Raw genomic sequence first — 25239 nt, 5'->3', positions numbered from 1 at the left:
TCAGGCCCGCGCCTCGCGCGGCGCGTCCTCGACGCCCTCGGCGGTGCGGGAGAGGTGCCGACTCGGCTCGGCGGGGTGCTTCGAGCGCTCGCGCAGGGAGAGCAGCAGGTACAGCACGAACGTCACCGCGAAGCCGGGGATCGTCGCGCCGATCGGCGTCGGCCACACGTACGTCCAGAGGTACACCAGCACCGCGCCGACCAGCCACGACGCGACCGCGGCCCAGTTCACCCCCGCCAGGTACCAGTACCGGCCGCCGCCTCGGGCGTCGAGGATCGCGGGCGTGTACGCGCCGCGCTTGACGATGTAGTAGTCCGCGATCATGATCGCGAACACCGGCGCGAACAGCGCGCCGATCGTCACGAGGAACGTCGTGAACTGGTTGAGGAGCCCGAAGAACGTCGCGCCGATGACCGAGATCGCGCCCAGGATCAGCGCGGTCGGCAGGAACTTCACGCGCGTTCCGGGCACCGCGTTCACGACGGTCGTGACCATGCCGTAGACGACCATCGTGTTCGTGGCCATGACCGAGACGAAGATCACGATCGCGAGCGGCCAGCCGAGCGGCTCGATGATGCTGACCGGGTCGAAGGGGATCGCCTCGCCGCCCGACAGGATGACGAACGCGAACGCGGTCGCGCCGAGCGCCATCGAGATGATCGTCGAGAGGCTGTAGCCGATGCCCGATCCGATGATGCCGGCCTTGCTGTCGCGCGCGAACCGGTTGAAGTCGGCCGAGAGCACGGTCCACGAAATCGCCGTCGCGATGACCACGTCGAGCACCAGGATGGGCGTGTAGATCGTGGGTGCTTCCGGGATGGCGTTGTACTCGGCCGGCGTGAAGGTCGTGAAGGCGACGAAGAAGATGTACGCCATGATCGCGAGCATGAGCGCCGCGAGCCACGGCTCGATCCTCGCGATGCCCTCGTGGCCGAAGATCGCGAGGATCACGACGATCGTCTGGCAGACCACGGCCCACAGCACGGGCATCGAGACGCCGGTGACGGATGCCACGAGGAAGTCGAGCGCGATCCCCGCGAGCATCGCCTGCACCCAGCTCCACCCCATGAGGATGACGACGTTCGCCGTCACCGGGAGCAGGCTGCCGCGCGTGCCGAACGGACCGCGCGTGAGCGCCATCGTCGGCAGGCCCGTGCGCGTGCCGATGTTGCCCACGAGCACGAGCACGACCGCGCCGATCAGGGTGCCGACGACGATCAGCAGGATGACGAGGCCGTAGTCGACCTCGGGGATGAAGAGCGTGCCGGTCAGCAGCGTCGTGACGACGAGGTTGGCGGCGAGCCAGATCATGCCGATGCGCACCAGCGAGAACTCGCCGCGCACCGGGCCGGCGTCATCGGAGTTGCGTTCGAGGCGTTGTTCGAGGCGGGTGTAGAGCGACATTGCTGTTCTCCTCGGTAAGGGGGTGGGGCGGTCAGGCCGCGTCGGAGGCGGGCATGGGGGAGAGGTGCTCGTGCACGGCGACGAGTCCGCGGTTGGGGTCGGTGCGGAAGACGATGGTCTCGCGCTCGAGGTAGGAGTCCTGGCCGTCGGGCGTCTCGACGGTGGTGTCGACCGTGTGGCTGAACACCGCGCCGCCGGGGAAGGGCTGCACGGCGGGTTCGCTCGACGTGCATGTGACGACGCGCCATCCGCCCGCCACCCACTCGGCCCAGAGCCGCTCGTAGGCGGCCCGGTCGTCGAGCCGTGCCGGCTCGGTGTGGAAGACGAACGTGGCGTCGGGCGCGAACGTCGCGAAGTAGCGGGGCGCGTCGGTCGCGGCGAAGGCGTCGACGATGGCGGATGCCGCGGTCTCGACCTCGTCGCGGGAGGGGGTTCGGGGTTCGGACATCTGCTGGCTCCTTCGCCGGATGTGAGAGGGGTGGTGGGGGATCAGGCGCGGGGCGCCATCGCGCTGAGCAGTTCGTACGCGACGTGGCTCGCCGCCACGGCCGTGAGCTGCGCGTGATCGTAGGCCGGCGCGACCTCGACGATGTCGGCGCCGACGATGTTCCGGTCGGCGAGCGCCCGGAGCATGCGCAGCAGTTCGCGGCTCGTGAGGCCGCCGGCCTCGGGCGTGCCGGTGCCGGGTGCGTGGGCGGGGTCGAGCACGTCGATGTCGATCGAGATGTAGAGCGGCGCGTCGCCGATGCGGGCGCGCATGCGATCGATCGCGCTCGCGACGCCGTGCTCCTCGAGGTGCTCGCTCGTGACGATCGAGAAGCCGAGCCGCTCGTCATCCTCGAGGTCGCTCTTGGCGTAGAGCGGTCCGCGGATGCCGACGTGCATGCTCGCGGTGAGGTCGATGAGGCCCTGCTCGCTCGCGCGGCGGAAGGGCGTGCCGTGCGTGGTGGGAGCGCCGAAGTAGGTGTCCCACGTGTCGAGGTGCGCGTCGAAGTGCAGCACCGCGACCGGACCGTGCTGGGCGTGGACCGCGCGCAGCAGCGGCAGCGCGATCGTGTGGTCGCCGCCGATGGCGACGAGCTTGCCCGCGCTGGACTGCAGCTCGCGGGCCCCCGCCTCGACCTGACGGACAGCCTCGGCGATGTCGAACGGGTTCACCGCGATGTCGCCCGCGTCGGCGACCTGCTGTGCACCGAAGGGGAACACGTCCTGCGCCGGGTTGTACGGGCGCAGCAGGCGCGACGCCTCGCGCACGTGCGACGGGCCGAATCGAGCGCCCGGGCGGTAGCTCACTCCCGAGTCGAACGGGACGCCGACGATCGCGACATCCGTACGCCCCACCTCGTCGAGGCGCGGCAGGCGGGCGAAGGTCGCGATGCCGGCGAAGCGCGGGACGACGCTGGCGTCTACCGGGCCGCGCGGGCCGTGCTCGGGAGTGGGTTGCATATTACGAAACTTCCAGTACTGTTGAGGAAACTTGAGCACACCGTACGCCCGCCACGCGCCGGCGTCAAGCGCGAGGAGCCGCCCTGCGTCCCATCCACCCCTCCGCCGATGTCGGCGGAACCCCCATCGGCGCCAAGCTCCGCAGCACGCGGATGGCGCAGGGCCTCACGCTCGCCCAGGTTGCCGAGTCAACGGGGCTGAGCAAGGGGTTCCTCAGCCGGCTCGAACGCGACGAGACCTCGCCGAGCGTCGCGACCCTCGTGCAGCTCTGCCAGGTGCTCTCGCTGCCCGTCGGCGCGCTCTTCGCCGAACCCGAGATCCAGAAGGTCTCGCGCACCGAGGCGCCGCGCATCAACCTCGGTGGGGTGCACGTCGAGGAGCACCTCATGTCGCCGCGCGGCGAATCCCGCGTGCAACTGCTGCGCTCGTCGCTCGAGCCCGGGGCGCACGGCGGCCACGAGCTCTACACCGTGAACTGCGACGTCGAGGTGCTGCACGTCATCTCGGGCGCGGTCAGCGTGCGGTTCGCCGATCGCGTCGTCGAGCTCGAGGCCGGCGACGCGCTCACCTTCCCGGGGCGCGAGCCGCACACCTGGAACGCCGAGGGCGACTCGCCGGCCGAGGTCGTGTGGGTGCTCGTCCCCGCGCCATGGAGCGGCTCCGCCTGAGGCGCGCCGCGTCAAGGCCCGTGCAAACCCGGTCGACCGGCCCTATCGTCGTGCCATGTTCTTCCGACGCAGGGACACCCACGAGACCGTCGCCTCCGCCGACCCGGGCGGAATCGCGGACGACCCGGCCAGTCGCGGGGCAGGCGGACCGATCTGGAACGACCGGCTCGGTCGTTGGTCGATCCGCAGCCTGCAACTCACCCTGTTGGTCATCATCGCGGCCATCGGCATCTGGGCGCTCCTGCAGGTCAAGGTGCTCGTCATTCCGGTGCTCGTGGCCGTCATCCTGGCGGCCGCGGCCAGCCCGCTCATCGTGTGGCTCCGCCGCCACGGGTTCCCGGCGATGCTCGCCGCCTGGGTGACGCTGGTCGGCGGCATCATCGTCCTCGGCGGCATCATCACCGCGATCGTGTTCGCGGTTCGCAGCCAATGGGATGAGCTCGCCGACTCCGCGACGCAGGGCTTCGACGACCTGCTCGGGTGGGTCGAGCAGCTGCCCATCCCGATCGAGCAGCAGCAGATCGACGACGCCCGCAACTCGATCATCGACTTCATCACGAGCGCCGAGTTCGGCCAGACCGCGCTCACGGGCGTCTCGCGCGCGACGGAGTTCATCACCGGCCTGCTGCTCATGCTCGTCGTCCTGTTCTTCTTCCTGAAGGACGGCGATCGGATCTGGGCCTTCTTCCTCCGTCCCTATCGCGGCGAACGACTCGAGCGGGGCCGCCGCATCGGCGTGACGAGCGTGAAGGTGCTCGGCGGGTACATCCGCGGCACGGCGATCGTCGCCTTCGTCGATGCGTTCTTCATCGGCCTCGGACTCGTGATCCTGCAGGTCCCGCTCGCGTTGCCGCTCGCGGTCATCGTGTTCCTCACGTCGTTCATCCCGATCGTCGGCGCCACGCTCGCGGGCATCCTGGCGGCCCTCGTGGCGCTGGTCGCCAACGGACCCGTGGTCGCGCTCATCGTCGTGGCGATCGTGATCGTCGTGAACCAGCTCGAGGGCGACCTGCTCCAGCCGGTCGTCATGGCGCAGTCGCTGAAGCTCCATCCCCTCGTGATCCTGATCGCGCTGACCGCGGGCACGCTGCTCGCCGGCGTCGCCGGTGCCGTGCTTGCGGTGCCGCTCACCGCGCTCGGCTGGGCGATCATCAAGGTGTGGAACGGCCCCGACCCGTCGCTCGACGAGCGGAAGTCGTACCGGCTCAGGCGACGGCAGCACGCCGACGCGACCTCCGACGCTCCGGCGCTGCCAGCCGACACCGCCGGCGGCACGCCGGTCGCATGACGATCAGCAGCGCGACCCCGGCCGTCTTCTTCGGGGCCGCGACGAGCTACGCGGCGAACTGCGCGCTCGGTGCGTCGGTCGCGCTGCGGCTCGTCGACACGCGCGACGTCCGATGGGTGCACCACGCGATCTACATCGCGACGTGCGTGCTCGCCGGGGCCGCGGTGTCGAGCGCGCTCTGGGGCCGCCCGCGGCGTACCGCGAGGTCCGCGGCGCTGGCCCTCGCTCCCGCGGCCGTGCCGCTCGCCATGATCCCGTACGCGGGGACGCACACGCCGCGCCATCCGCTCATCGCCCTGACCGCCGCGCCGTTCTTCGCGGCCGCGGCGATCCGCGCCGGGAGGTCATGACCATGGAACTGCTCGACGCCATCCGACGACGCAAGACGACCAACGGACCCTTCCTGCCCGATCCCGTGTCCGAGGAGCACCAGCGCACGCTGGTCGAGGCCGCGGGCCGTGCGCCGTCGCAGCTGAACAGCCAGCCCTGGCGATTCGTCCTCATCGAGGACCGCGCGACGATCGAGGCGATCGCGCGCATCTCGGGCGAGAGCATGACCGAGGCGATGTCGAACGGCACCTTCTTCGAGCGGTACAAGCCGTACTTCCGGTTCAGCCAGGCCGAGATGGAGGAGAAGCGGTCGGGCATGCTGTTCGACAAGCTGCCCGCTGCGCTGCGGCCGTTCACCTCGCAGGTCTTCACGAAGCGCGGCCAGAAGCTCATGAACACCTTCGGGGTCCCGAGGACGCTCGGCGAAGAGAATCGCAAGTTGGTCGCCGGCTCGCCGCTGCTCATGGGCGTCATGCTCGACCGGTCGGAGTACCGGCCCGGGCAACTCTCGTCGTTCTACTCGGTCTTCAGCATGGGCGCGGCGATGGAGAACGTCTGGCTCACCACGGTCGAGCTCGGCATGGGCATCCAGTTCATCTCGTTCCCGATGGAGGTGCCCGGGCGATGGGAGGAGATCGTTCGCCTGCTGCACGTGCCCGACGAGCTCGAGCTGATGGCCGTGTACCGGCTCGGGTACGTGCCGGCCGAGCAGCGACGTCCGGCGATCGACTGGGTGAGCCACGAGCGCAAGCTGCCGTCGCAGGTCGTGTTCCGCGAGACCTGCGAGACGCCGCAGACCGGATGGGACGAGCCGCTGCGCTGAGCACCGATTCAGGAACTCGGAGGCTCATCTGGACCCGGGCGGCGATCCGGTCCTGATCAGCCTCCAAGTTCCTGAAACCCGAAGGTCAGGCGGATGTCGCGAGGTGCCGTTCGAGCGCGTCGAGCGCGCCGAGCTGGCCCTTCACGAGGAGCGTGCGCGCCTCAGCGAGCCCGGCCCAGCGCACGTCGTCGACCTCGGGGAACTCGGCGGTGCGCCCGGAGCGCGGCGGCCATTCGAGCTCGAACGTGCCGGGCGCGAATCCGTCGAGCTCGAAGTCGGTGGCCTCACCGGCGAAGACGTGCAGGAGCTTGCCCGACGCGTATCGCACGGTTCCGAGGTCGGCGTAGTCGACCTCGGGCGCGGGTAGGCCGAGCTCCTCGGCGAACTCGCGCAACGCGGCGGCGCGCGGCTCCTCGTCGGCGTCGAGCTCGCCTTTCGGGATGGACCACGCGTGCTCCTGTTTGCGCGCCCAGAACGGACCGCCCATGTGCGCGACGAGCACCTCAAACTGCGGCGCGCGCCGGTAGAGCAGCACGCCGGCGCTCGTCACCGGCATGGGCGGCGCCCGGTCACGGTCGAGGCGAGCGCGCGAACATCCACAGGCAGGCGGCGAGGCCGAGCCCGCCGATCGCCATGATTCCGAAGATCGCGCCCCAGAGCAGCGTTTCGATCGACATGCGCACCCCCGTGTGTCGTGTCCTGGGCTCATTCTGCACGCGCGTCGGGCGATGACGCCAGCATTCCGCGCCCGGTGTTGCCGACGAGGCATCCGTCACTACGGTTGAGGTACCGGGGAAGGGGACGACGATGGCGAAGGTGCTGATCATCGGGGGCCACGGCAGGGTGGCGCTCCAACTCGAGCGGATCCTGGCGGAACGCGGCGACGAGGTCGATGCGGTCATCCGGAACCCCGACCACGTCGACGAGGTCGCCGACACCGGGGCCAACCCGGTCGTCGCCGATATCGAGGAACTCGACGTCGCCGGGCTCGCCGAGCTCATCACCGGGCACGACGCCGTGGTCTGGTCGGCCGGAGCCGGCGGCGGCAACCCCGTGCGCACGCGCGCCGTCGACCACGACGCCGCCGTCCGCTCGATGGATGCCGCCGAGCAGGCGGGCGTGCGTCGCTACGTGATGGTCTCGTACTTCGGTTCGCGCACCGACCACCGGGTGCCCGCCGACAGCGCGTTCCGCCACTACGCCGATGCGAAGGCCGACGCCGACGAGCACCTGCGTGCGTCGAGGCTCGACTACACGATCCTCGGGCCCTCGACGCTGACCGATGGGTCCGGCACGGGCGCGATCGACGCGTCGGGCGATCACAGCAGCGAGGTCGACCGAGCGGATGTCGCGGCGGTCGCCGCGGCCGCGCTCGCTGCCCGGGCACGATCGGGCGCACCATCCGATTCAACCGCGGCGACACCCCGATCGCGGAAGCCCTCCGGGCGGCGCCATGAGCGCGATCTTCCGCAAGCTCAACCTCAAGGGGGACGGCGCCGTGCACGTCATCGACGCGCCGAGCTCGTTCGAGCCCGAGCTCGCCGAGGTCGGTGAGACGAACGCCGTCGAGCGCACCCTCGAGGGTGTGACGAACGCCGGCTTCGCGATGGCATTCGCGACGAAGCAGCACGAGGTCGACGCGTTCGCCGAGCAGGTCGCGCGCGCGACCGAGGGCGACGCCGTCGTGTGGATCGCCTACCCCAAGGCGTCATCGAAGCGGTATACGTGCGAATTCAACCGTGACAGCGGATGGGCCCCGATGGGCGCGGGGGGGTTCGAACCCGTGCGCCAGGTGGCCATCGACGAGGACTGGTCGGCGCTCCGGTTCCGCCGTGTGGAGTTCATCAAGAACCTGACCCGATCGAGCGCGAACACCGAGCAGGGCCGGGCCCGGCTCGCCGAGGGCGACTCGGCCGGCTGAGCCCCGCCGCGGCGGCGGATCAGGCCGACTCGCGCCAGACGATCTCGGTGTCGAGGCGCCGCTCCGTGATCATCTCCTGTTCGCGCAGCTGGGCGAGGACGAGACGGGCCGCCTCGGCACCGAGTCCGGCCGCCGGCTGTCGCACGGTCGACAGCTGCGGCGTCGTGCGACGCGCCCATGCGCTGTCGTCGAATCCCACGACGCCGACATCCTGGGGGACGCGACGGCCCGAGGCACGCAACGCCTCGATCGCGCCCGCCGCGACGGCATCGGATGCCGCGAACACGCCGTCGAGGTCGGGGGCGCGCTCGAGCAGCCGCCGCATGCCGTCCCGTCCCGCGGAGTACGAGTAGAACGGCACGGGCTCGACGAGGGCTTCGTCGAATGAGTCGCCGAGCGCCGCGGTGAAGCCGGCGAGGCGGTCGGCGCCCGAGTCGCGGTCGAGGGCCGCGGCGATCATCCCGATCCGTCGACGGCCGGTGGCGGCGAGCCGTTCGGTGATCGAGCGAGCCGCGCCCAGGTTGTCGATCACGACGAACGCGGCGCTGCTCGCGGCGCCCGGCGGATGCCCGACGTAGGCCGCGGGCAGCTGCAGGCGCTCCACGACACGGGTGATCGGGTCGTCGGCGCGTGCTGAGACGATGATCACCCCGTCGACGAGTCCGCCGGTGAGATACCGGGCGACGCGGTCGGTGTCGCGGTCGGAATCGACGATGAGCACGACCATCTGGTGGTCGGCTTGGGAGAGCTCGGTATTCGCACCCAGGAGGATCGATCCGATGTTGGGATCATCGACGAACAGCGAGTGCGGCTCGTGCACGATGAAGCCGACGGCCTGCGTCCGCTGCATCACGAGGTTGCGCGCGGCCGTGTTCGGCACATAGCCGACCTTCGCGATGGCCGCCTCGATCGCGTCGCGCGCGGCTGCCGAGACGTACCGCTCGCCGTTGACGTACCGACTGACCGTGCCGCGCGAGACGCCGGCTTCGAGGGCCACGTCATGCACGGTGGCGCGCTTCGATCGGGCCGGCCTCGTGCTCATGCGACTCACTGTACTGCGGTCCGGTGTTGACACGGTCGATTCGCGATGGCAGTCTGTGTACGTTCACAGAAATTGCCCGCAACATCCGCTCGGCGAAATCTGTGCACGTTCACAGAATCAATGACGATCACCGGGAGCACCGTGGACCACCCCGCGACGACGCTGGCGCCGATCCCGCCGCAGCAGGCCGAACCTGCGCCCGCCGCCGGACGCCCTCAGTTCCAGCACCAGGGGATCGCGTTCGGATGCGACTACAACCCCGAGCAGTGGGACCCCGCCGTCTGGCGGGAGGACGTCGCGCTCATGCGCGAGGCGGGGGTCGACCTCGTCGCGGTCAACATCTTCGGGTGGGCCCAGCTCCAGGGCCCCGACGGCGAGTTCGACTTCTCAGCACTCGACGAGGTCATCGAGCTCCTCCACGGCGCCGGCATCCGCGTCAACCTCGGCACCGCGACCTCGTCGCCGCCTCCGTGGCTGACCGCGCGCCATCCCGAGATCCTCCCCGTCATGGAGGACGGCACGAGTCGCTATCCCGGCGGCCGGCAGGCGTGGTGCCCGAGCTCCCCGGTGTTCCGTCGGTATGCGCTCGCGCTCGTCGAGGCCGTCGCCGAGCGGTACGCGAGGCACCCCGCCGTCGAGCTGTGGCACGTCTCGAACGAGCTCGGCTGCCACAACGCCCTCTGCCACTGCGACGAGAGCACCCGGGCGTTCCGCCGTTGGCTGCGCGAGCGCCACGCCACCATCGAGGAACTCAACCGCGCGTGGGGGACCAGCTTCTGGAGCCAGCGCTACACCGACTGGGACGAGATCCTCACTCCGCGGCTCACGGTCTCGAGCCGCAACCCCGGTCAGGTCCTGGACTTCCACCGGTTCTCCTCGGACGAACTGCTCGCGTACTACCGCGCGGAGGCCGAGGTGATCCGTCGGCACAGCACGCTTCCGATCACGACGAACTTCATGGTCACAGCGCACATCCGCGACCTCGACTACTGGTCGTGGGCGGCCGAGATGGACGTCGTCGCCAACGACCACTACCTCGACCACCGCCTGGGCGAGCCGCGCACCGAACTCGCGTTCGCGGCCGACCTGACGCGCGGCCTCGCGGGCGGCGCGCCGTGGCTGCTCATGGAGCACTCGACCGGCTCGGTCAACTGGCAGCCCGTCAACCTGGCGAAGGAGCCGGGTGAACTGCTGCGCAATTCGCTCACCCACGTCGCCAAGGGGGCCGACGGCGTGTGCTTCTTCCAATGGCGGGCGTCGCTGCAGGGTTCCGAGAAGTTCCATTCCGCGCTCGTCCCGCACGCCGGCACCGACACGGATCTCTGGCGCGAGGCCCTCGAGCTGGGCCGCATCGTCGGCTCGCTCGGCGAAGTCGCCGGCAGCCGGGTGCAGGCCGACGTCGCCCTGCTGTTCTCGTGGGAATCGTGGTGGGCGTCCGACGCCGAGGCCCGCCCCACGCACGCGATCGAGTACCTCGACCAGGTCCACGCGCTGTACGGCGCACTCCACGACCTCGGCGTGACGGTCGACGTGGTGCGACCCGGCGCCGACCTCACGGGATACCGGCTCGCGGTCGTGCCCGGCCTGTACCTCGTCGGGGACGACGACGCCGCCGCGCTCGATGACGCCGTGGCATCCGGCACCCACGCCCTCGTCACGTTCTACAGCGGCGTCGTCGACGAGCACGACCGCGTGCGGCCGGGGGGATACCCGGGTGCGTGGCGCGACCTGCTCGGCATCCGGGTCGAGGAGTTCGCGCCCGTCCTGCCCGGCACGCCGATCACGCTCGAGTCGGGTTCCGCCGCGTCCCTCTGGGCCGAACGGCTCGCGGTGACCGATGCCGCGGCGCTCGACCGGTTCGCCGACGGCCCCGCCGCCGGCCGCCCCGCCGTGACGCGACGTGACGGCGCCGACGGCGCCGGAGACGCGTGGTACGTCGGCACGCTGCTCGAGCGCGACGACCTGCTCGACCTCGTCGGCCGTGCCGTCGAGCGCGCCGGCGTCGTCCCGGAGCCCGGAGCGTCGGCGGACGTCGAGGTCACGCGCCGCACCGACGGCGAGCGCACGTGGCGCTTCATCGTGAACCACGGTTCCACCGCCGTCGAGGTCGACGGGCGGGGCACCGAACTCGTGACCGGATCGGCCGTCGACGGGCGCCTCGAGGTGCCCGCCGGCGCGGTCCGGGTGATCAGAGAGGATGGCGCGGCATGACCGCTTCGGCCACCACCCCGACCGCCGCACGATCGGCCGTGCTGGAGGAGAAGGGGCGGCGGGGCTCGCCTCGCCGGCGTCGCGTGCAGCACCCGTGGGCCATCGTCGCCTTCGTCGCGCCGTTCGCCGTGATGTTCATCGCCTTCTACCTCGTGCCCATCGCCGTGGCCGTCTGGCAGTCCCTGCTCGTCGTCGAGCGCGAGGGCACCTACGGCGCGGCGACCGAGGTGTTCGGCGGACTGCAGCAGTACGCACTGGTGTTCCAGAACGAGGCCTTCTGGACCTCGGTCGTGCGCGTGCTCATCTTCGGCATCGTGCAGGTGCCCGTGATGCTCGGACTCGCGCTGCTCTTCGCGCTCCTGCTCGACTCGCCGCTCATCCGGGGCAAGAAGTTCTTCCGCCTGGCATTCTTCGCGCCCTACGCCGTGCCGGGCGTGATCGCGGCGATCATGTGGGGCTTCCTGTACTCGCCGAACCTGTCGCCGTTCGAGGCGCTCACGAGCCAGGTGAACCTGCTCTCGGCCGACTTCGTGCTGTGGGCGATCGCGAACGTCGTGACGTGGGTGTTCGTCGGCTACAACATGCTGATCATCTACTCGACCCTCCTCGCGATCCCGCAGGAGATCTACGAGGCGGCCCGCATCGACGGCGCGGGCCAGGCGCGCATCGCGTGGTCGATCAAGATCCCGCTCGTGCGACCCGCGCTCGTGCTCACCGCGGTCCTCTCGATCATCGGCACGCTCCAGCTGCTGGCCGAGCCGCAGACGTTCCGTTCGTTCAGCTCGGCGGTCACCAGCACCTACACGCCGAACATGACGATCTACGCGACCAGCTCGATCCCGAACGTGTCGCTCGCGGCCGCATTCTCGGTCGTGCTCGCGCTGGCCACGTTCATCCTCTCGTTCACGTTCCTGCGACTCACCCGACGGAAGGGAGCGGGCGAATGAGCACCGCGATCGGACCGGACGCGACGACCGCGTCGCCCGCCGTCAACCCTCGTGGCCTCGCTCGCACCGGCGGTGCCTCCACCAGCCGCGGCCCACGCGAGAGCCTGCTGTCGCGCACGGGTGCCATGCTGGTCATGGCCGTCTTCACGTTGTACTTCCTCGTGCCGATCTGGTGGCTCGTCGTGGCCTCGACCAAGAGCCGCGGCGACCTGTTCAGCACCAACCCGCTCTGGTTCGCCGACTTCAACCTCTTCGAGAACATCGGCGCGCTGTTGACCTACCGCGACGGCGTCTATCTCAGGTGGATCCTGAACAGCCTGCTCTACGCCGGCCTCGGCGCGGTCGTCGCGACGATCCTCGCCGCCATGTGCGGATACGCGCTCGCGAAGTACCGGTTCCCCGGCCGCGAGACGATCTTCAACGTCGTGCTCGGCGGCGTGCTGGTCCCGGCCACCGCGCTCGCGCTGCCGCTGTTCCTCCTGTTCAGCCGCGTGCAGCTCACCGACACCTTCTGGGCCGTGTTCCTCCCGAGCGTCGTGAGCCCGTTCGGCGTGTACCTCGCGCGCGTCTTCGCCGAGGCGTCCGTGCCCGACGAGCTGCTCGAGGCAAGTCGGCTGGATGGCGCGGGCGAGCTGCGCACGTTCTTCACGGTCTCGATCCGGCTCATGTTCCCCGCGCTCGTCACGGTCTTCCTGTTCCAGTTCGTGACCATCTGGAACAACTTCTTCCTGCCGCTCATCATGCTGCGGAGCGAGGAGCTGTTCCCCGTGACCTACGGCCTCTACGCCTGGAACTCGACCATCAACCAGTTCCCCGAGCTGCGCACGTACGTGCTCGTCGGCTCGATGCTCTCGATCATCCCGTTGATCATCACGTTCCTGCTGCTTCAGCGTTACTGGCGCACGGGCCTCGGCACCGGCGCCCTGAAGTAGGCACTCCACCCGGAGACATCCGGGCGACCACCCCACCGAGAAGAGGAAACCCCATGCGTCACACGAAACGAGCGGTCACCGCAGCCCTGCTCACCTCCGCCGCGCTCGCGCTCACCGGCTGCGCCGCGGGAGACTCCGGTTCCGGCGGCGGCGACGCCGCCGCATCCTGCGAGCCGGCCGGCGAGGACGTCACGCTCACGTTCACGAGCTGGATCCCCGGGATCGAGGACGCCGTCGCCGTCTGGAACGAGGCGAACCCCGACATCCAGGTCGAGGTGCAGACGGGCCCCAACGGCAACTCCGGCACCTACCAGAACTTCTTCAACCAGCTCGAGGCCGGCAACGCGCCCGACCTCGGCCAGATCGAGTACGACGCCCTGCCGAACTTCCGCGTGCAGGACGGTCTCGAGAACCTCGCCGCGTGCGAGGACGTCGTCGCCGCCGAGGACCAGTTCCTCGACTGGACCTGGGGCCAGGTCTCCCTCGGCAGCGAGGACGAGGTGTACGGCATCCCGCAGGACCAGGGCCCGATGGCGCTGTTCTACCGCAGCGACCTGTTCGAGCAGAACGGCATCGCCGTGCCCACGACGTGGGAGGAGTACCGCGAGGCGGCCGTGAAGGTGCGCGAGGCCGGCGGGTACATCACGAACTTCTCGCAGACCGACATCAACCAGTTCGCCGGCTTCGTGTGGCAGGCGGGCGGACAATGGTTCGCCAACGACGGCGACGAGTGGACCGTCGAGCTCACGAGCGACGAATCGACGAAGGTCGCCGAGTACTGGCAGGACCTCATCGAGAACGACCTCGTCTCGACCTACCCCGCGTGGACCGACGAGTGGAACAACGCCTACAACTCGGGCGAGGTCTGGACGTGGAACTCGGCCGTGTGGGGCGCCAACTCGATCGCGTCGGGTGCTCCCGACACCGCCGGCAAGTGGTCGGTCGCACTCGCACCGCAGTGGGAGGCCGGCGGCGCCGCGGCCGGCAACTGGGGCGGTTCGTCGATCGCGGTCTTCAAGGGCACCGACCACCTCTACGAGGCGGCCAAGTTCGCCCTGTGGCTGAACACCTCCGACGAGGCGCTCACCATCCTCAACGAGCAGGCCGCGATCTATCCGGCCACCGAGGCGGGCCTCGACCTGCCCACGCTCACCGAGGGCGTCGAGTTCTACGGCGGCCAGGCGATCTACGACGTGTTCGCCGAGGCGTCGGCGCAGGTCGACCCCGACTTCACCTGGGGTCCGACCATGACGCAGACCTACGCCGACGTGTCGGACGGCTTCAAGGCCGCCGCGTCCGGCAGCGGCACACTCATGGAGGCGCTCGAGAAGGGCCAGCAGTCGACCGTCGACGCGCTCGAGGCCCAGTCCATCCCGGTCGCCGGATAGCGCGACTGGAGCAACCGCCCGGGCCGTGGGCTGTCGACGTGCGAGTCGACACCCACGGCTCGGGCGTACGTGCTCCTGCGGGTGCGGGATGATGGGGCCATGGCCCTTCCGCTGCCCGGCACGTCCCACGAGCCCGACGGCGCGGCGGGCGAGACGTACGGCGCGGCGCTTCTGCGCACGAACGGCGGGCTGACGCGCGACGTCGTCGTCGCCGCGCTGCGCGGTCTCCGCTTCACCGGATGGGTCGCCGAACCCGACGGCGGATGGATCACCGCGATCGCGGAGCCGGGAGCGGGTGTCGCCGCCGCGGGACGGCGCGGCGTGCTCGAGGTCGCCGCGGCGCTCGCCGAGCGATTCGAACTCACCGGATTCGCGCTGCGAGTCAGGCAGGACCGCCAGCTGGTGATCGCCGCATGGACCGGGCACGACGAACTGGGCCGCTACTCGAGCGACCCGTCGAGGGAACCCGGCGCCGACGACGAGGTGCTGAGCGAACCGCACGGTGCCGAGCATGCTGGCGCGTTCGCCGCCGCGGCCGGCCGACCCGATGCCGCCGATGAGCTCGCCGAGGTCCTCGAGGAGGAGCTCGACTCCGACAGCGTGTTCGAGTCCGAACGACTCGCGCGCGTGCTCGACCTGCTCGGGATGCCGCGCTGGATCGTCGCCGTGGCGGCCCTGCCGCGCGACATCCCGACCGGTCCCGGACGGCGGGAGCTCGTGCGGCTCGGCGCCGGGTCGCCCGGCGTGCTCGGTCGCGCGCGCGGGCGCGCCGCGGCATCCGCTCGACGACGGATGGCGCCGCCACCCGCGATCGCGGACCCGCCGCGCGGCGACGACCTCGGCATCGATCCGTGGCTGCTCTGAGGCCCGACGGATCACGAGCGACGCGCCGATCGGGTCTGGCCGCGGCGACCGCGCGGGAGTAGCATCGCCCGCACCTGCCGGTCCGACACCGCCTCTGGAGGTCACCGTGAGCATGACGCTCGACGAACTGCCCGCCGTCGCCGAATGCTCGGTGGCCGGGTGCTCGTACAACGACCACTCCCACTGCCACGCCGCCGCCGTGACGATCGCCGGGTCGATCGGCGACGCCGAGTGCGCGACGTTCATCCCGCTCGGCACCAAGGGCGGGCTCGACAAGGTGATCAGCCACGTCGGCGCATGCCAGCGGTCCGAGTGCGTGCACAACGACGCGCTCGAGTGCACCGCGGCGTCGGTGCGCGTCGGCCCCGGCGCGGTCGACGCCGACTGCCTCACGTACGAGCCGCGCTGACCCGCCCGGCCGCCCGTCCGACCGTTCTGCTGTGAGCGGATCGGCCTGTCGCTCGCGGACGCCGCTGCGTAGCCTCGGGGCATGGGCCTGGTCGAGTTCCCGTCTCCCGAGCCGGCGCGGCGCAACGCGAAACCGCTGTGGCGTCACGTGCTCGGCGAGGTGCTGCGCGGCGAGCGCCTCGAGCAGGAGCGCATCCTGACCGAGGTCGCCGCGACCGCGGGCGTCTCGCCGCAGTACCTCTCCGAGGTCGAGCGCGGTCGCAAGGAGGCCTCGTCCGAAGTGCTCGGCGCGGTGGCCGAGGCGCTCGGGCTCGAGCTCGTCGACGTGGTGGTCCGGGCTGCGGGGCGGCTCGCGGCGCGCACCGACGGACGACGCACGCTCGACCTGCGCGAGGCGCACGTCCGCGGCGCGGACGCGATGCGGTCCACGACAGAACTCGCCCCGAGCACCGCCCCGCCCGGCAGCTCCATCACCGGCGCCTTCCTCCTCGCCGCCTGACCGCGCGCGGCCTCGCCGGAGCGCCGCGAGATGACGCGAACTGCGGTCCGGGGCGGCGGAGACCGCAGTCCGCGTCACCTCACCGAAGTCCGGCGCCGGCGAGCATGCCGGCCGCGGCCGGCACCGCCGCCGACAGCACGTGATCGGCGAGCCCGTACTCGACGGCCGCCTGCGCCGGCAGGATCAGGTCGCGGTCGGTGTCGACGCGGATCGCCTCCGCCGAGCGCCCGGTGTCCGCCGCGAGCGCCGCCTCGAGCTCGGCACGGACGCGCAGCACCTCGTCGGCGTGCAGGATCAGGTCGGGCACCGTGCCGCGGCCCTGCGTCGACGGCTGGTGCAGCGTCACGGTGCTGTGCGGCAGCATCGAGCGCTGACCGCGCGCGCCGCCGGCCAGGAGCACCGCAGCCGGCCCGCCCGCGCGGCCCACGCACGTCGTCGCGACATCCGGCCTGATGTGCCGCATGGTGTCGTACACCGCCAGCGCCGCGCTCGGGGAGCCGCCGGGCGAGTTGACGTACAGGCTGATCGGCGCGTCGCTGGAGTCTGCGGCGAGGTGCAGGAACTGCGCGATCAGCACGTTGGCGACGCCGTCGTCGATCTCGGTGCCGAGGTAGACGATGCGCTCCGACAGGAGGCGGCTGTACACGTCGAGCGACCGCTCGACGCCGCCGCGCTTCTCGACGACGTAGGGGATGGCGTACGAGCTCATGCCGGCACCCCCAGCCCGGCGACGGCGCGCGGTTCGACGGGGAACAGCTCGTCGAGCCGGTGCGCGACGTGGTCGATGAAACCGTAGTCGACCGACTGCTCGGCGGTGTACCAGCGGTCGCGCAGCGAGTCCTGCCGTACCCGCTCGACGGGCTGCCCGGTGCGCTCGGCGATGAGCCCGAGCACGGTGTCGCGCGTGTGCCGCAGGTCGTCGGCCTGCAGCTCGACGTCGACCGCCGTTCCGCCGATGCCCGCGGAGCCCTGGTGGAGCAGGATGCGCGCGTGCGGCAGCGCGGCGCGCTTGCCCGGCGTCCCCATCGTGAGCAGGAACTGCCCGGCACTCGCGGCCATGCCGATCGCGATGGTCGCCACGTCATTCGGGATGGCGCGCATCACGTCCATGATCGCGAGCATCGCCGGCACCGACCCGCCGGGCGAGTTGATCCAGAGGCGGATGTCGCGGCGCGAGTCGTCCGCCGCGAGGGAGACGAGCTGCGCGCAGATGCGGTTGCCGCCCGCCTGGTCGAGCTCGTCGCCGAGCACGACGATGCGCTCGTGGTGCAGTCGGCGGATGAGCTCGTGGTCGATGGGCTGGATGGGTGGGCTCTCGTCTTCGCTCATGCCTCCACACTGCGTCGCGCGGGCCCCTGGTGGGGCGGATGCCGCTCAGGGCAGTGCTGCCCTCGGCAGCACGATCGGGCGGGTCACGGCGGTGCCGGGCGCCATCCGGGTTAGATTGACACGAGGGACCCCGGATGCAGAGGAGGCATCGTGCTGTTCACATCGACCGGGGGCGCGTGACGACGCGATGACCACGAGCGCCCGAGCCCCCGCCACGGACGTGCTCCAGCCGTACGTCGCCCGCCTCGTCCGCTACTGGGACGAGGAGGCGCCGGGACGGCTGCATCGCACGTTCGAGGGGACCATGGCGCTCGTCGACATCTCCGGTTTCACGCGGATGTCCGAACGGCTGGCACGGCACGGCCATGTCGGTGCCGAGGAGGTCACCGAGGTCATCGACGGCACCTTCGGAAGGCTCCTTCCCGCCGCCTACGCGTTCGGCGCCAACCTGCTGAAGTTCGGCGGCGACGCCCAGCTCCTGTGGTTCACGGGCGAGGATCACCACCTGAGGGCGGCCGCCGCCGCGCACGCGATGCGCGCCGAGCTCCGGCGGATCGAGGGGTTCGCGACGAACGCGGGCAACGTGACGCTCCGGATGTCGGTGGGAGTGCACAGCGGCCACTTCGACTTCTTCCTCGTCGGCGGGTCGCATCGCGAGTTGATCGTCGCGGGTCCGGCCGCCACGCGCACGGTCCACATGGAGACGGCGGCCTCCGCGGCGCAGATCCTCCTCAGCCCCGAGACCGCGCGGCTGCTTCCGCGCTCGTCCCTCGGCGCACGGAGCGGCCCCGGCGTCCTCCTCCGTCGGGCCCCCGAGGTCGATGAGTTCGGTTTCCGCGCGGCCGAGAGCCCTGCGGTCGACCTCGAGCAGTTCGTTCCGCGCGGCCTCCGGCAGACTCTGACGAGCGGCACGATCGACCCCGAGCACCGGCCGGCTGCGGTGGCCTTCCTGCGCTACATCGGATTCGACCGGCTCGTGCTTCACGATCTGAACGACGCCGCCGACGTCCTCGACGACCTCGTCCGTGCCGTGCAGCGGTTCGCCGACTCGCACGGCGTGACCTTCCTCGCCACGGACATCGCCGAGGACGGCGGCAAGATCATCCTCACCGCAGGGGTGCCCGACACTGCGGGCAACAACGAGGAGCAGATGCTGCTCGCCCTCGGCGAGATCCGGAATTGCGCCCCCGAGGGCCTCGCGCTCCGCATCGGCGTCAACTCGGGCTACGTCTTCGCGGGTGCGGTCGGCCCCGGCTACCGGCGGACCTACACGATCATGGGCGACGCGGTGAACCTGGCGGCCCGGATCATGGAGAAGGCACCGGCGGGCGAGGTCTACGCCACGAGGGATGCATTGGACGGGTCGCGCACGACGTTCCACGTCTCCGCGCCCGAGCCGTTCTCGGTGAAGGGCAAGGCGGAGCCCGTCCATGCCTTCTCCGTCGGCAAGCCGGAGGGCAGCCGCAGTTCGCTGCAGGTGACGACGACGCCGCTGGTCGGTCGCGACGAGGAGCTCGCCGTCCTCACCCGGGCCTGGGCCGACGCCCTGGAGGGCCGCGGGGGCGTGGTGGAGATCACTGCGGGCGTCGGCATGGGCAAGTCCCGGCTCGTGCAGGAGCTGTTCACGGCCACCCAGCCGGAGCGCGTGATCGCGGTGGAGTGCCGGCTCTACCGGACCAACACGCCGTACTTCCCGTTCCGGGCACTCCTCCGGGAAGCCTGGGGCCTGGAGGACCTCGACCCGGTGGCGACCGCGGCCGCGCTCGCCGAACTGGTGCGCTCGCTGGCCCCCGACCTCGAGCCCTGGCTCGCGCTGATCGGCACGCCCCTGGGCCTCGCGTTGCCCGAGTCGCCCCAGGTCGCCGAGCTGGACGACCAGTTCCGCCCGGTGCGCACCAACGCGGCGGTGTCGGCACTGCTGCGGGCCACGAACGACCAGCCCACCCTGTTCCAGATCGACGGCACGCAGTGGATGGACGAGGCGTCCCGCGACCTGCTCAACGCCCTCGTCGCCGAGATCGAACACCATCCGTGGCTGGTGATCCTCAGCCGGCAGCCCGGCGACGACGGCTTCGTCGCGGACGAGAACCCGGCCGTCACGCGTCTCGAGCTTCGACCCCTCGAGACGGCGGACGCGAAGGTGCTCCTCCAGCGCGCGACGACGGGTGTGCCGCTGCTGTCCAGCCAGGTCGACACGCTGGCCGCACGAGCCGAGGGCAACCCGCTGTTCCTGCTCGAGCTGCTCCACGCGCTGCGCGCCGGCGCAGCGGTCGACTTCCTTCCCCAGTCGGTCGAAGGCCTGATCGCGGCGCGCATCGACACGCTTGCGCCCGCCGACCGCAACCTCGTCCGGCGCCTGGCCGTGCTGGGGACCGGATTCCGGCAGGAGCACACCCCCGCCGTGCTGGGTCGATCGGCCGAGGACCCCGGCTGGCTCCTCAGCACCCTCAACCGGCTCGGCGACTTCCTCTCGGTCGACGCGACCGGGTGGGTCAGCTTCCAGCACAGCCTGATCCGGGATGTAGCCTACGAGGGGCTGCCGTACAAGACCCGCCGGGAACTGCATGCCGACGTCGGCGACGCCATCCGGGCGAGTTCGTCCGGCCACCCCACGGGTCAGGTCGAACTCCTGTCGGTGCACTACTCCGAAGCTCATCGCTGGCCGGAGGCGTGGGACTTCTCCCGGCAGGCGGGCGACGGCGCCAAGGAGATCTACGCGAACCTCGAAGCTGCGACGTTCTACCGACGGGCTCTGGCCGCATCGAGCAGCATCCCGGATCTGCCCACCTCCGAGGTCGCCGACGTATCGGAGGCGCTCGGCGACGTTCTCGAACAGGCTGGGCTCTTCGAAGAATCGCTGGACGCCTTCCGGCGAGCCAGCCGGTTCGTGCGGGACGATCCGATTCGATCCGCCGACCTGCTGCTCAAGCGTGCTCGCCTTCGCGCTTATACGGGCGCCTACTCCGTGGCATACCGCGAGCTGTCGATCGGCCGACGGCTCGTCGCAGAGATGGGAACTGCAGAGGCTCTGGGCGCGACGGCGCGGCTCAATGCGCTCAATGCCCAGATCCGGCAGCTGCAGCAACACCCGCAGGCGGCACTGCGCCTCGCCGCCAAGGCGATGGCTCAGGCGGAAGCCTCAGGTGAGCGAGAGGCGTTGGCGCGTTCGTACCAAGTCGTTGATGCGGCCTACAACATGCTCGGCCAATCGGCCAAGGCGGTCTACGGCGAGCGGGCGCTGGCGATCTACGAGGAACTCGGAGACCTGCCCGACACAGCGATCGTGACGAACAACCTGGGGGGCCAGGCCTACTTCGAGGGCAAGTGGGAGGACGCGGTGAGTTTCTACGCACGCGCCCGGGATGCCGACGCGCGCGCCGGGAACGAGGTGGGAGCAGCGATCTGCGGCGCCAATATGGGCGAGCTGCTGGTCAGCCAAGGGCGGCTGTCGGAGGCCGAGGATGTGCTGGTCGACTCGGTACGAGTGCTGCGGGCGCACGGCCGCGTGGCCGCGACGTTCGCCGCGATACAGCTCGCGAGGTTGCGACAACTTCGTGGCGAGAGCGGAGCGGCCGAGACTCTGAAGGCCTTGCGGCTTGAGGCCGTACGCACCGGTCAGGTGCAGTCGGCGATTGAGGTCGCGATACTGATCGCTCACGGTCTCGTCATGGAAGGCAGGGCGCAAGAGGCGCTCGACACGTTGACTGAGATAGAGCGTGGGGCCGGTGACGAAGCCGAGCTCTACGGCAGCATGCTCGCCCGCACGCGCGCCCAGGCGCTCGCCGCGGTCGGTCGCAGCGGAGAGGCATGGGATGCAGTGACCGCCGGGCTTGAGCAGGCCCGCGAACAGGGCCTCCCCTTCGAGGTGGCGCAGCTGCTCCTCATCGAGGCCGAGATGATCTCCGATCCGAGCGCGCGGGAACGGGCGCTCGCCGAGGCGGACCGCCTGCTGCGACAGCTGGGCGTGGTGAGCACTCCGCCGAGTCTTCGTCGCTGACGATCAGCGGAAGTACGGGTCGCCGATTCCTACTGCATTCCACGTGGTGCGCGTCTGCGTCGCCGATGCAATCTCGGTGCCCTCGGAAACGATGCACCAGGTGTCGCCGGCGGGGATCACCGAGGTATTGATCGAGCCAGGTGCGTCCGGGTTGGTGAACGGATCGCCGGTGCACCACGGCATGTCCTCGAAACCGAGCGGGCCGTCGCCGTCCTGGTCGTACTCCAGCTGACTCGTGAACGGGTTGGCCGAGTTCTGTGGAGCGAACTTGAGCGTGGCTTGATACGTCGCCGGCTGCGGTGCCCCCTCGTTGTCGACCGGCACGAAGCTGATCGTCTCGGCCGCGATGTCGACATCGAGCGTGTAGGGCTTCAGCACGCAGTCGGATCCGTCGCTGTTCTCGAGACGCGTGAAGCTGCCGAAGACCGTGCCTTCCTCGATCGTGGCGGTGTTGTCGGCCTCGGTGCATCCGAGCTCGCCGTCGAACCCCGACCCGAGGGTGAAGATCGTGTCGAACGCGGGGTTGTTACCGAAGTCGGCGCTGCCCTCGAGCGAGACCTCGCCCTCCGCGGGACGCAGCAGCACGGTGTCAAAGGCCGACGAGGGTTCGATGGTCACATAGCAGTTGTCCGCCGGCCCCGCGTCCGGGCCGGAGTTCGAGGCGTTGCGGCAGTTGACGATCGGCTCCGCGGATGTCGCGGTGGCGGTGAACGGCTCCGTTCCGCTGCCGTTGACGCCTTCGCCGGGCACGATCTCGTCGCCCGAGCGGACTTGGAACGTGTCGACCGGGGTGCTGCCGAGCGAGACCACGATGTCGAGGAGCACCTCGCCCTTGAGCTCGAGGTCGAGCGAGGCCGAGATCGCGTCGGGCACGCCCTTCAGGGCGACGGTCAGCTCCTCGGTGTTGTCCACGCGAGCGCACGGCACGCCGGTCGAGCCACCGGACTTGATGCCGATGGAACCGTCCTTGAGGCCGGGGCCCTGATCGGTGCCGGTGATGGTGGCGAGCGCCCCGTCGATGCTCACCCGGCAGTTGCGCGGAGCGGGGATCGTCTGGGTGATCGGGTCGCCGCCGTTGCTGTAGACGAAGCGCGTGCCGTCGCTCCCGAGGTGCAGCCGGAGCGTCTCGTCGTCGGCGCCGGCGGCGCTCAGCGCTGCCGTCGACCCGAGGGCGAGGAGCACTGCGGCGGATACCAGCACCGCAGGCTTGGCGAGAGCTCGAACCACGTTCATCCTGGCCTCCTCAGCACAGGTGATCCGGGCGCGGCCGTATCGCCGTCCCTCGGGTCACGATCACGCTCATGCTAACGATGCACCATCGCCGCCACGACCCACCAATGGGGGGTGAGTGCCTGCCCGGTCGGGCGCGGAATGCGTTCCGAGGAACTGCATCGCGCACCCTCGCGTGCCCGCTAGGCTCATGCCTCGACGCGGAGCGAAGGATGGACCGGATGGGCAGCGAGGAGTCGGCTGTCGAGGATCGCGCGCAGGATGAAGGCACGCGCGAGTTCGTCGCGGGAGCCGACACCGCACGGCGTCTCGCCGACGGATACGTCCGCTACGTCAACACGCGTCCCGTGGCGATCGCGATCCTGGCGGCGCTCGCCGTCGTCGGGGTGGTGCTCGCGGTGACCGTCTTCGGCTCGTGGATCGGCGCCGTCCTGCTCGTCGGGTGCGAAGCGGTCGGCGCATGGATCGGCGTGATCGTCCAGCGCGGCCGCTTCACCCGCCAGGTCCGAAGCGTCGCGGCGGAGGGCCTCCGCATGCGGCTGGATGCGCGACCCGACGGGCTGTGGCTGCAGACCGCGCTTTCCGAGGGCCACGTGCAGTACGGGGCGTTCGGTTCGCTCGTGGTCAGCGGAGACGCCGTGCTGCTCAAGACCAGCAACGGCAGCTCGTACACGGTCCTGCCCGCTGAGCTCTTCCCGCCCGAGACGCTCGCCCGGGTCCGACAGCGCATCAGTGACGCCGCGGCGTCCTAGCCGGCCCGCGCGAGCGCCGGACCCTCGCTGAACTGGCAGGAGGTCGCCGAGAGGCGCTCGTCGGGGTCGAGCCGCGCGAGCACCGCGCCGGCGATCGCGTAGAGCTGCTGCAGCTGCTCGGGAGTGAGCGCGTCGAGCACCATGCGACGGACGGTGTCGACATGGCCCGGGGCAGCTTGCTCGATGAGCTCCATGCCGGCGTCGCTGATCGTGGCATTGGTCGCCCGCCGGTCCTCGGGGCACGGGAAGCGGCGGATGAGCCCGCGCTCCTCGAGGCGGCGCGCGACGTGCGAGAGCCGGGGGAGGGTCGCATTCGTGCGGGCGGCGAGGGCGGTCATGCGCATCGTGCGGTCGGGTGCGGCCGCGAGCGCCATCAGCGCGCCGTACTCGAAGTGGGTGAGCTGGGCCTCTCGCAGCAACTGGGCGTCGAGCGCGCCGGGCAGCAGTTCGGTGAGCGCCACGAGGCGCACCCATGCCGCCGATTCCTCGGTGTTCAGCCAGCGCGTGTCATCCGTCATGTCGACATTCTCTCACACATAGTTGACGCGACAACTGATCTGGGCTACTTTATTGGTTGTCGCAACAATTAATCGCGTCGGATGACGCGGAGAGGACATCATGACGACGGTCAGCATCATCGGAAACGGCAACATGGGCACCGCCATCGGCGGCATCGTGGCAGCGGGCGGCAACACCGCCGAGTACGTCGGCCGCGACGCCTCGCAGCAGGTGACGGGCGACATCGTGATCCTCGCCGTGCCCTATCCGTCGCTCGGCGAGATCATCGAGGCGCGTGGCGAGCAGCTCGCCGGCAAGATCGTCGTCGACATCACCAACCCCCTGAACTTCGAGACCTTCGACTCCCTCGTCGTGCCGGCCGACGCGTCGGCCGCTGCCGAACTCGCGGCGAAGCTTCCCGAGTCGCGCGTGCTCAAGGCGTTCAACACCAACTTCGCCGCAACCCTCGCCGCGAAGTCGGTCGGCGGTGCCCACCCCACGACGGTGCTCGTGGCCGGCGACGACGACCTCGCGAAGCAGGCGCTCGTCGACGTCGTCCGCGCCGGTGGCGTGAACGCGGTCGACGCCGGAACGCTCTCGCGTGCCCGCGAGCTCGAGTCGATCGGCTTCCTCCAGCTCACGCTGGCCGTGCAGGAGAAGGTCGGCTGGAACGCGGGCGTCGCGCTCGTCGCCTGATCCTCGCGCACCAAGCGCCCCGCGCCATCCGCCCCCACGCGCGACGCGCCCCGAGCCCCGGCTCGGGGCGCGTCGTCGCTTCCCGGGTCGCCCGAGCGGTGAAGGGTGTCAACCCGTTGACGCTTCCGCGGTGCCGGAGCAACGTGGAGTCATCACGGAATCCACGATTCGCAGAGGAGGCACGCGCACATGGGCGACCCGCTGAACCCGTGGGAGGACGAGGATCGACTCCCACCCGCGGGAGACCTCAATGAGGACTCGCCGGCGCTGACCGGCACGATCAACACGATGGGTGGGGGAAGCATGATCGACTCCGGAGGAACGATGGGCGGCGGCGGCAGCCACGGCGACGCGATGCTCGACCCCGACACGGCCGACCGCGAGGCGGCCGACGCGGAGCAGGCCGCGGCAGGCGGTGTCGGGGACACCGGCGCCGCGTCAGGTCCCGGTGGCCGGGCCGACACCGACCCCGGCCCCGACGCGAACGACCTCGAGGCCGACAACGCGGTCGAGCAGGAGACCATCGAGACGCTCGACCCGCAGAATCCACCGGCCTGACGCATCCG

The 25239-nt window shown here is 70.5% G+C and carries 26 protein-coding genes; 17 read left to right on the top strand and 9 right to left on the bottom strand.

Going from position 1 to position 25239, the window contains the following annotated elements; all coding sequences use genetic code 11:
• From BLT99_RS10220 to speB, 3 genes are read right to left on the bottom strand one after another with little or no spacing between them, the layout of a single operon-like run.
• On the bottom strand, positions 1-1404 hold the full coding sequence (locus tag BLT99_RS10220; protein WP_092671848.1) for a purine-cytosine permease family protein: 1404 nt from the start codon (positions 1402-1404) through the stop codon (positions 1-3).
• 31 nt (positions 1405-1435) lie between these two features.
• Positions 1436-1852: a YybH family protein gene (locus BLT99_RS10215; protein ID WP_092671845.1), complete on the bottom strand. Its 417-nt coding sequence runs from the start codon at positions 1850-1852 to the stop codon at positions 1436-1438.
• A 41-nt stretch (positions 1853-1893) separates the two neighbouring features.
• Complete coding sequence (speB, locus tag BLT99_RS10210; RefSeq protein ID WP_092671842.1) at positions 1894-2850, bottom strand: agmatinase; 957 nt, start codon at positions 2848-2850, stop codon at positions 1894-1896.
• An 83-nt stretch (positions 2851-2933) separates the two neighbouring features.
• On the opposite strand from speB, the gene BLT99_RS10205 reads away from it, so the two are divergent.
• From BLT99_RS10205 to BLT99_RS10190, 4 genes are read left to right on the top strand one after another with little or no spacing between them, the layout of a single operon-like run.
• Positions 2934-3518: a helix-turn-helix domain-containing protein gene (locus tag BLT99_RS10205; RefSeq protein ID WP_092671839.1), complete on the top strand. Its 585-nt coding sequence runs from the start codon at positions 2934-2936 to the stop codon at positions 3516-3518.
• Between the two features lie 55 nt (positions 3519-3573).
• Entirely contained in the window at positions 3574-4806 is a 1233-nt protein-coding gene (locus BLT99_RS10200) for an AI-2E family transporter (RefSeq protein ID WP_092671836.1), read from the top strand.
• A complete protein-coding gene (locus tag BLT99_RS10195; RefSeq protein ID WP_092671833.1) occupies positions 4803-5156 on the top strand; it encodes a hypothetical protein in 354 nt (117 codons plus the stop codon). Before BLT99_RS10200 ends, BLT99_RS10195 begins: the two co-directional genes overlap by 4 nt.
• A 2-nt stretch (positions 5157-5158) precedes the next feature.
• Positions 5159-5959, top strand: a complete 801-nt coding sequence (locus tag BLT99_RS10190; protein WP_092671830.1) for a nitroreductase family protein — start codon at positions 5159-5161, stop codon at positions 5957-5959.
• An 85-nt stretch (positions 5960-6044) separates the two neighbouring features.
• On the opposite strand, the gene BLT99_RS10185 is transcribed toward BLT99_RS10190, so the two are convergent.
• Positions 6045-6515, bottom strand: coding sequence for an NUDIX domain-containing protein (locus BLT99_RS10185; protein WP_092671827.1), 471 nt, complete (start codon positions 6513-6515; stop codon positions 6045-6047).
• Between the two features lie 251 nt (positions 6516-6766).
• Here BLT99_RS10185 and BLT99_RS10180 point away from each other — a divergent pair, with 251 nt between their 5' ends.
• Positions 6767-7513 (top strand): SDR family oxidoreductase, encoded by a 747-nt coding sequence (locus BLT99_RS10180; protein ID WP_331712573.1) that lies wholly within the window; start codon positions 6767-6769, stop codon positions 7511-7513.
• On the top strand, positions 7458-7880 hold the full coding sequence (locus BLT99_RS10175) for a hypothetical protein (protein ID WP_331712572.1): 423 nt from the start codon (positions 7458-7460) through the stop codon (positions 7878-7880). Before BLT99_RS10180 ends, BLT99_RS10175 begins: the two co-directional genes overlap by 56 nt.
• Positions 7881-7899: 19 nt before the next feature.
• Here BLT99_RS10175 and BLT99_RS10170 read toward each other — a convergent pair whose 3' ends face one another.
• Entirely contained in the window at positions 7900-8922 is a 1023-nt protein-coding gene (locus tag BLT99_RS10170) for a LacI family DNA-binding transcriptional regulator (protein WP_092671821.1), read from the bottom strand.
• Positions 8923-9042: 120 nt separating this feature from the next.
• Between BLT99_RS10170 and BLT99_RS10165 the strand changes: the two genes are divergently transcribed.
• The 7 genes from BLT99_RS10165 to BLT99_RS10135 all read left to right on the top strand — a co-directional run bounded on the left by BLT99_RS10165 (position 9043) and on the right by BLT99_RS10135 (position 16171).
• The gene (locus tag BLT99_RS10165) at positions 9043-11133 is read left to right on the top strand and encodes a beta-galactosidase (RefSeq protein ID WP_092671818.1); all 2091 of its coding nucleotides are present in this window, start codon (positions 9043-9045) and stop codon (positions 11131-11133) included.
• A complete protein-coding gene (locus tag BLT99_RS10160; RefSeq protein ID WP_092671815.1) occupies positions 11130-12080 on the top strand; it encodes a carbohydrate ABC transporter permease in 951 nt (316 codons plus the stop codon). The genes BLT99_RS10165 and BLT99_RS10160 overlap by 4 nt, the downstream gene beginning before the upstream one ends.
• Positions 12077-13012 (top strand): carbohydrate ABC transporter permease, encoded by a 936-nt coding sequence (locus BLT99_RS10155; protein ID WP_197675485.1) that lies wholly within the window; start codon positions 12077-12079, stop codon positions 13010-13012. The genes BLT99_RS10160 and BLT99_RS10155 overlap by 4 nt, the downstream gene beginning before the upstream one ends.
• 53 nt (positions 13013-13065) lie before the next feature.
• Complete coding sequence (locus tag BLT99_RS10150; RefSeq protein WP_092671813.1) at positions 13066-14400, top strand: ABC transporter substrate-binding protein; 1335 nt, start codon at positions 13066-13068, stop codon at positions 14398-14400.
• A gap of 99 nt (positions 14401-14499) precedes the next feature.
• Positions 14500-15264 (top strand): hypothetical protein, encoded by a 765-nt coding sequence (locus BLT99_RS10145; RefSeq protein WP_092671810.1) that lies wholly within the window; start codon positions 14500-14502, stop codon positions 15262-15264.
• 112 nt (positions 15265-15376) lie between these two features.
• Positions 15377-15673 carry a DUF1540 domain-containing protein gene (locus tag BLT99_RS10140; RefSeq protein WP_172803005.1) on the top strand — a complete coding sequence of 99 codons (297 nt, stop codon included), beginning with the start codon at positions 15377-15379 and terminating at the stop codon, positions 15671-15673.
• A gap of 81 nt (positions 15674-15754) precedes the next feature.
• Complete coding sequence (locus tag BLT99_RS10135; RefSeq protein WP_092671804.1) at positions 15755-16171, top strand: helix-turn-helix domain-containing protein; 417 nt, start codon at positions 15755-15757, stop codon at positions 16169-16171.
• Positions 16172-16250: 79 nt separating this feature from the next.
• On the opposite strand, the gene BLT99_RS10130 is transcribed toward BLT99_RS10135, so the two are convergent.
• Positions 16251-16880 carry a ClpP family protease gene (locus BLT99_RS10130; protein ID WP_092671801.1) on the bottom strand — a complete coding sequence of 210 codons (630 nt, stop codon included), beginning with the start codon at positions 16878-16880 and terminating at the stop codon, positions 16251-16253.
• Positions 16877-17500, bottom strand: a complete 624-nt coding sequence (locus tag BLT99_RS10125) for a ClpP family protease (RefSeq protein ID WP_092676049.1) — start codon at positions 17498-17500, stop codon at positions 16877-16879. The genes BLT99_RS10130 and BLT99_RS10125 overlap by 4 nt, the downstream gene beginning before the upstream one ends.
• A 187-nt stretch (positions 17501-17687) precedes the next feature.
• On the opposite strand from BLT99_RS10125, the gene BLT99_RS10120 reads away from it, so the two are divergent.
• Positions 17688-21497 carry an adenylate/guanylate cyclase domain-containing protein gene (locus tag BLT99_RS10120; RefSeq protein WP_166670883.1) on the top strand — a complete coding sequence of 1270 codons (3810 nt, stop codon included), beginning with the start codon at positions 17688-17690 and terminating at the stop codon, positions 21495-21497.
• Between the two features lie 3 nt (positions 21498-21500).
• Here the strand turns inward: BLT99_RS10120 and BLT99_RS10115 are convergent, their stop codons facing one another.
• The gene (locus BLT99_RS10115) at positions 21501-22730 is read right to left on the bottom strand and encodes a hypothetical protein (RefSeq protein WP_092671795.1); all 1230 of its coding nucleotides are present in this window, start codon (positions 22728-22730) and stop codon (positions 21501-21503) included.
• A gap of 218 nt (positions 22731-22948) precedes the next feature.
• Here BLT99_RS10115 and BLT99_RS10110 point away from each other — a divergent pair, with 218 nt between their 5' ends.
• Positions 22949-23479, top strand: coding sequence for a hypothetical protein (locus BLT99_RS10110; protein ID WP_092671792.1), 531 nt, complete (start codon positions 22949-22951; stop codon positions 23477-23479).
• Here the strand turns inward: BLT99_RS10110 and BLT99_RS10105 are convergent.
• Positions 23476-23997, bottom strand: a complete 522-nt coding sequence (locus BLT99_RS10105; RefSeq protein WP_092671790.1) for a MarR family winged helix-turn-helix transcriptional regulator — start codon at positions 23995-23997, stop codon at positions 23476-23478. The two genes, BLT99_RS10110 and BLT99_RS10105, sit on opposite strands and share 4 nt — an antisense overlap.
• A 100-nt stretch (positions 23998-24097) precedes the next feature.
• On the opposite strand from BLT99_RS10105, the gene BLT99_RS10100 reads away from it, so the two are divergent.
• Both BLT99_RS10100 and BLT99_RS10095 read left to right on the top strand, forming a co-directional pair.
• Positions 24098-24673: an NADPH-dependent F420 reductase gene (locus BLT99_RS10100; protein ID WP_092671787.1), complete on the top strand. Its 576-nt coding sequence runs from the start codon at positions 24098-24100 to the stop codon at positions 24671-24673.
• A gap of 189 nt (positions 24674-24862) precedes the next feature.
• Complete coding sequence (locus BLT99_RS10095; protein ID WP_092671785.1) at positions 24863-25231, top strand: hypothetical protein; 369 nt, start codon at positions 24863-24865, stop codon at positions 25229-25231.
• Positions 25232-25239: the final 8 nt, after the last annotated feature.

The organism is Agromyces flavus, from assembly GCF_900104685.1.
Classification (GTDB): Bacteria; Actinomycetota; Actinomycetes; order Actinomycetales; family Microbacteriaceae; genus Agromyces; species Agromyces flavus.
The sequence above is the reverse complement of the archived record's forward strand: the minus strand, read 5'-3'. Positions and strand labels throughout refer to the sequence as shown.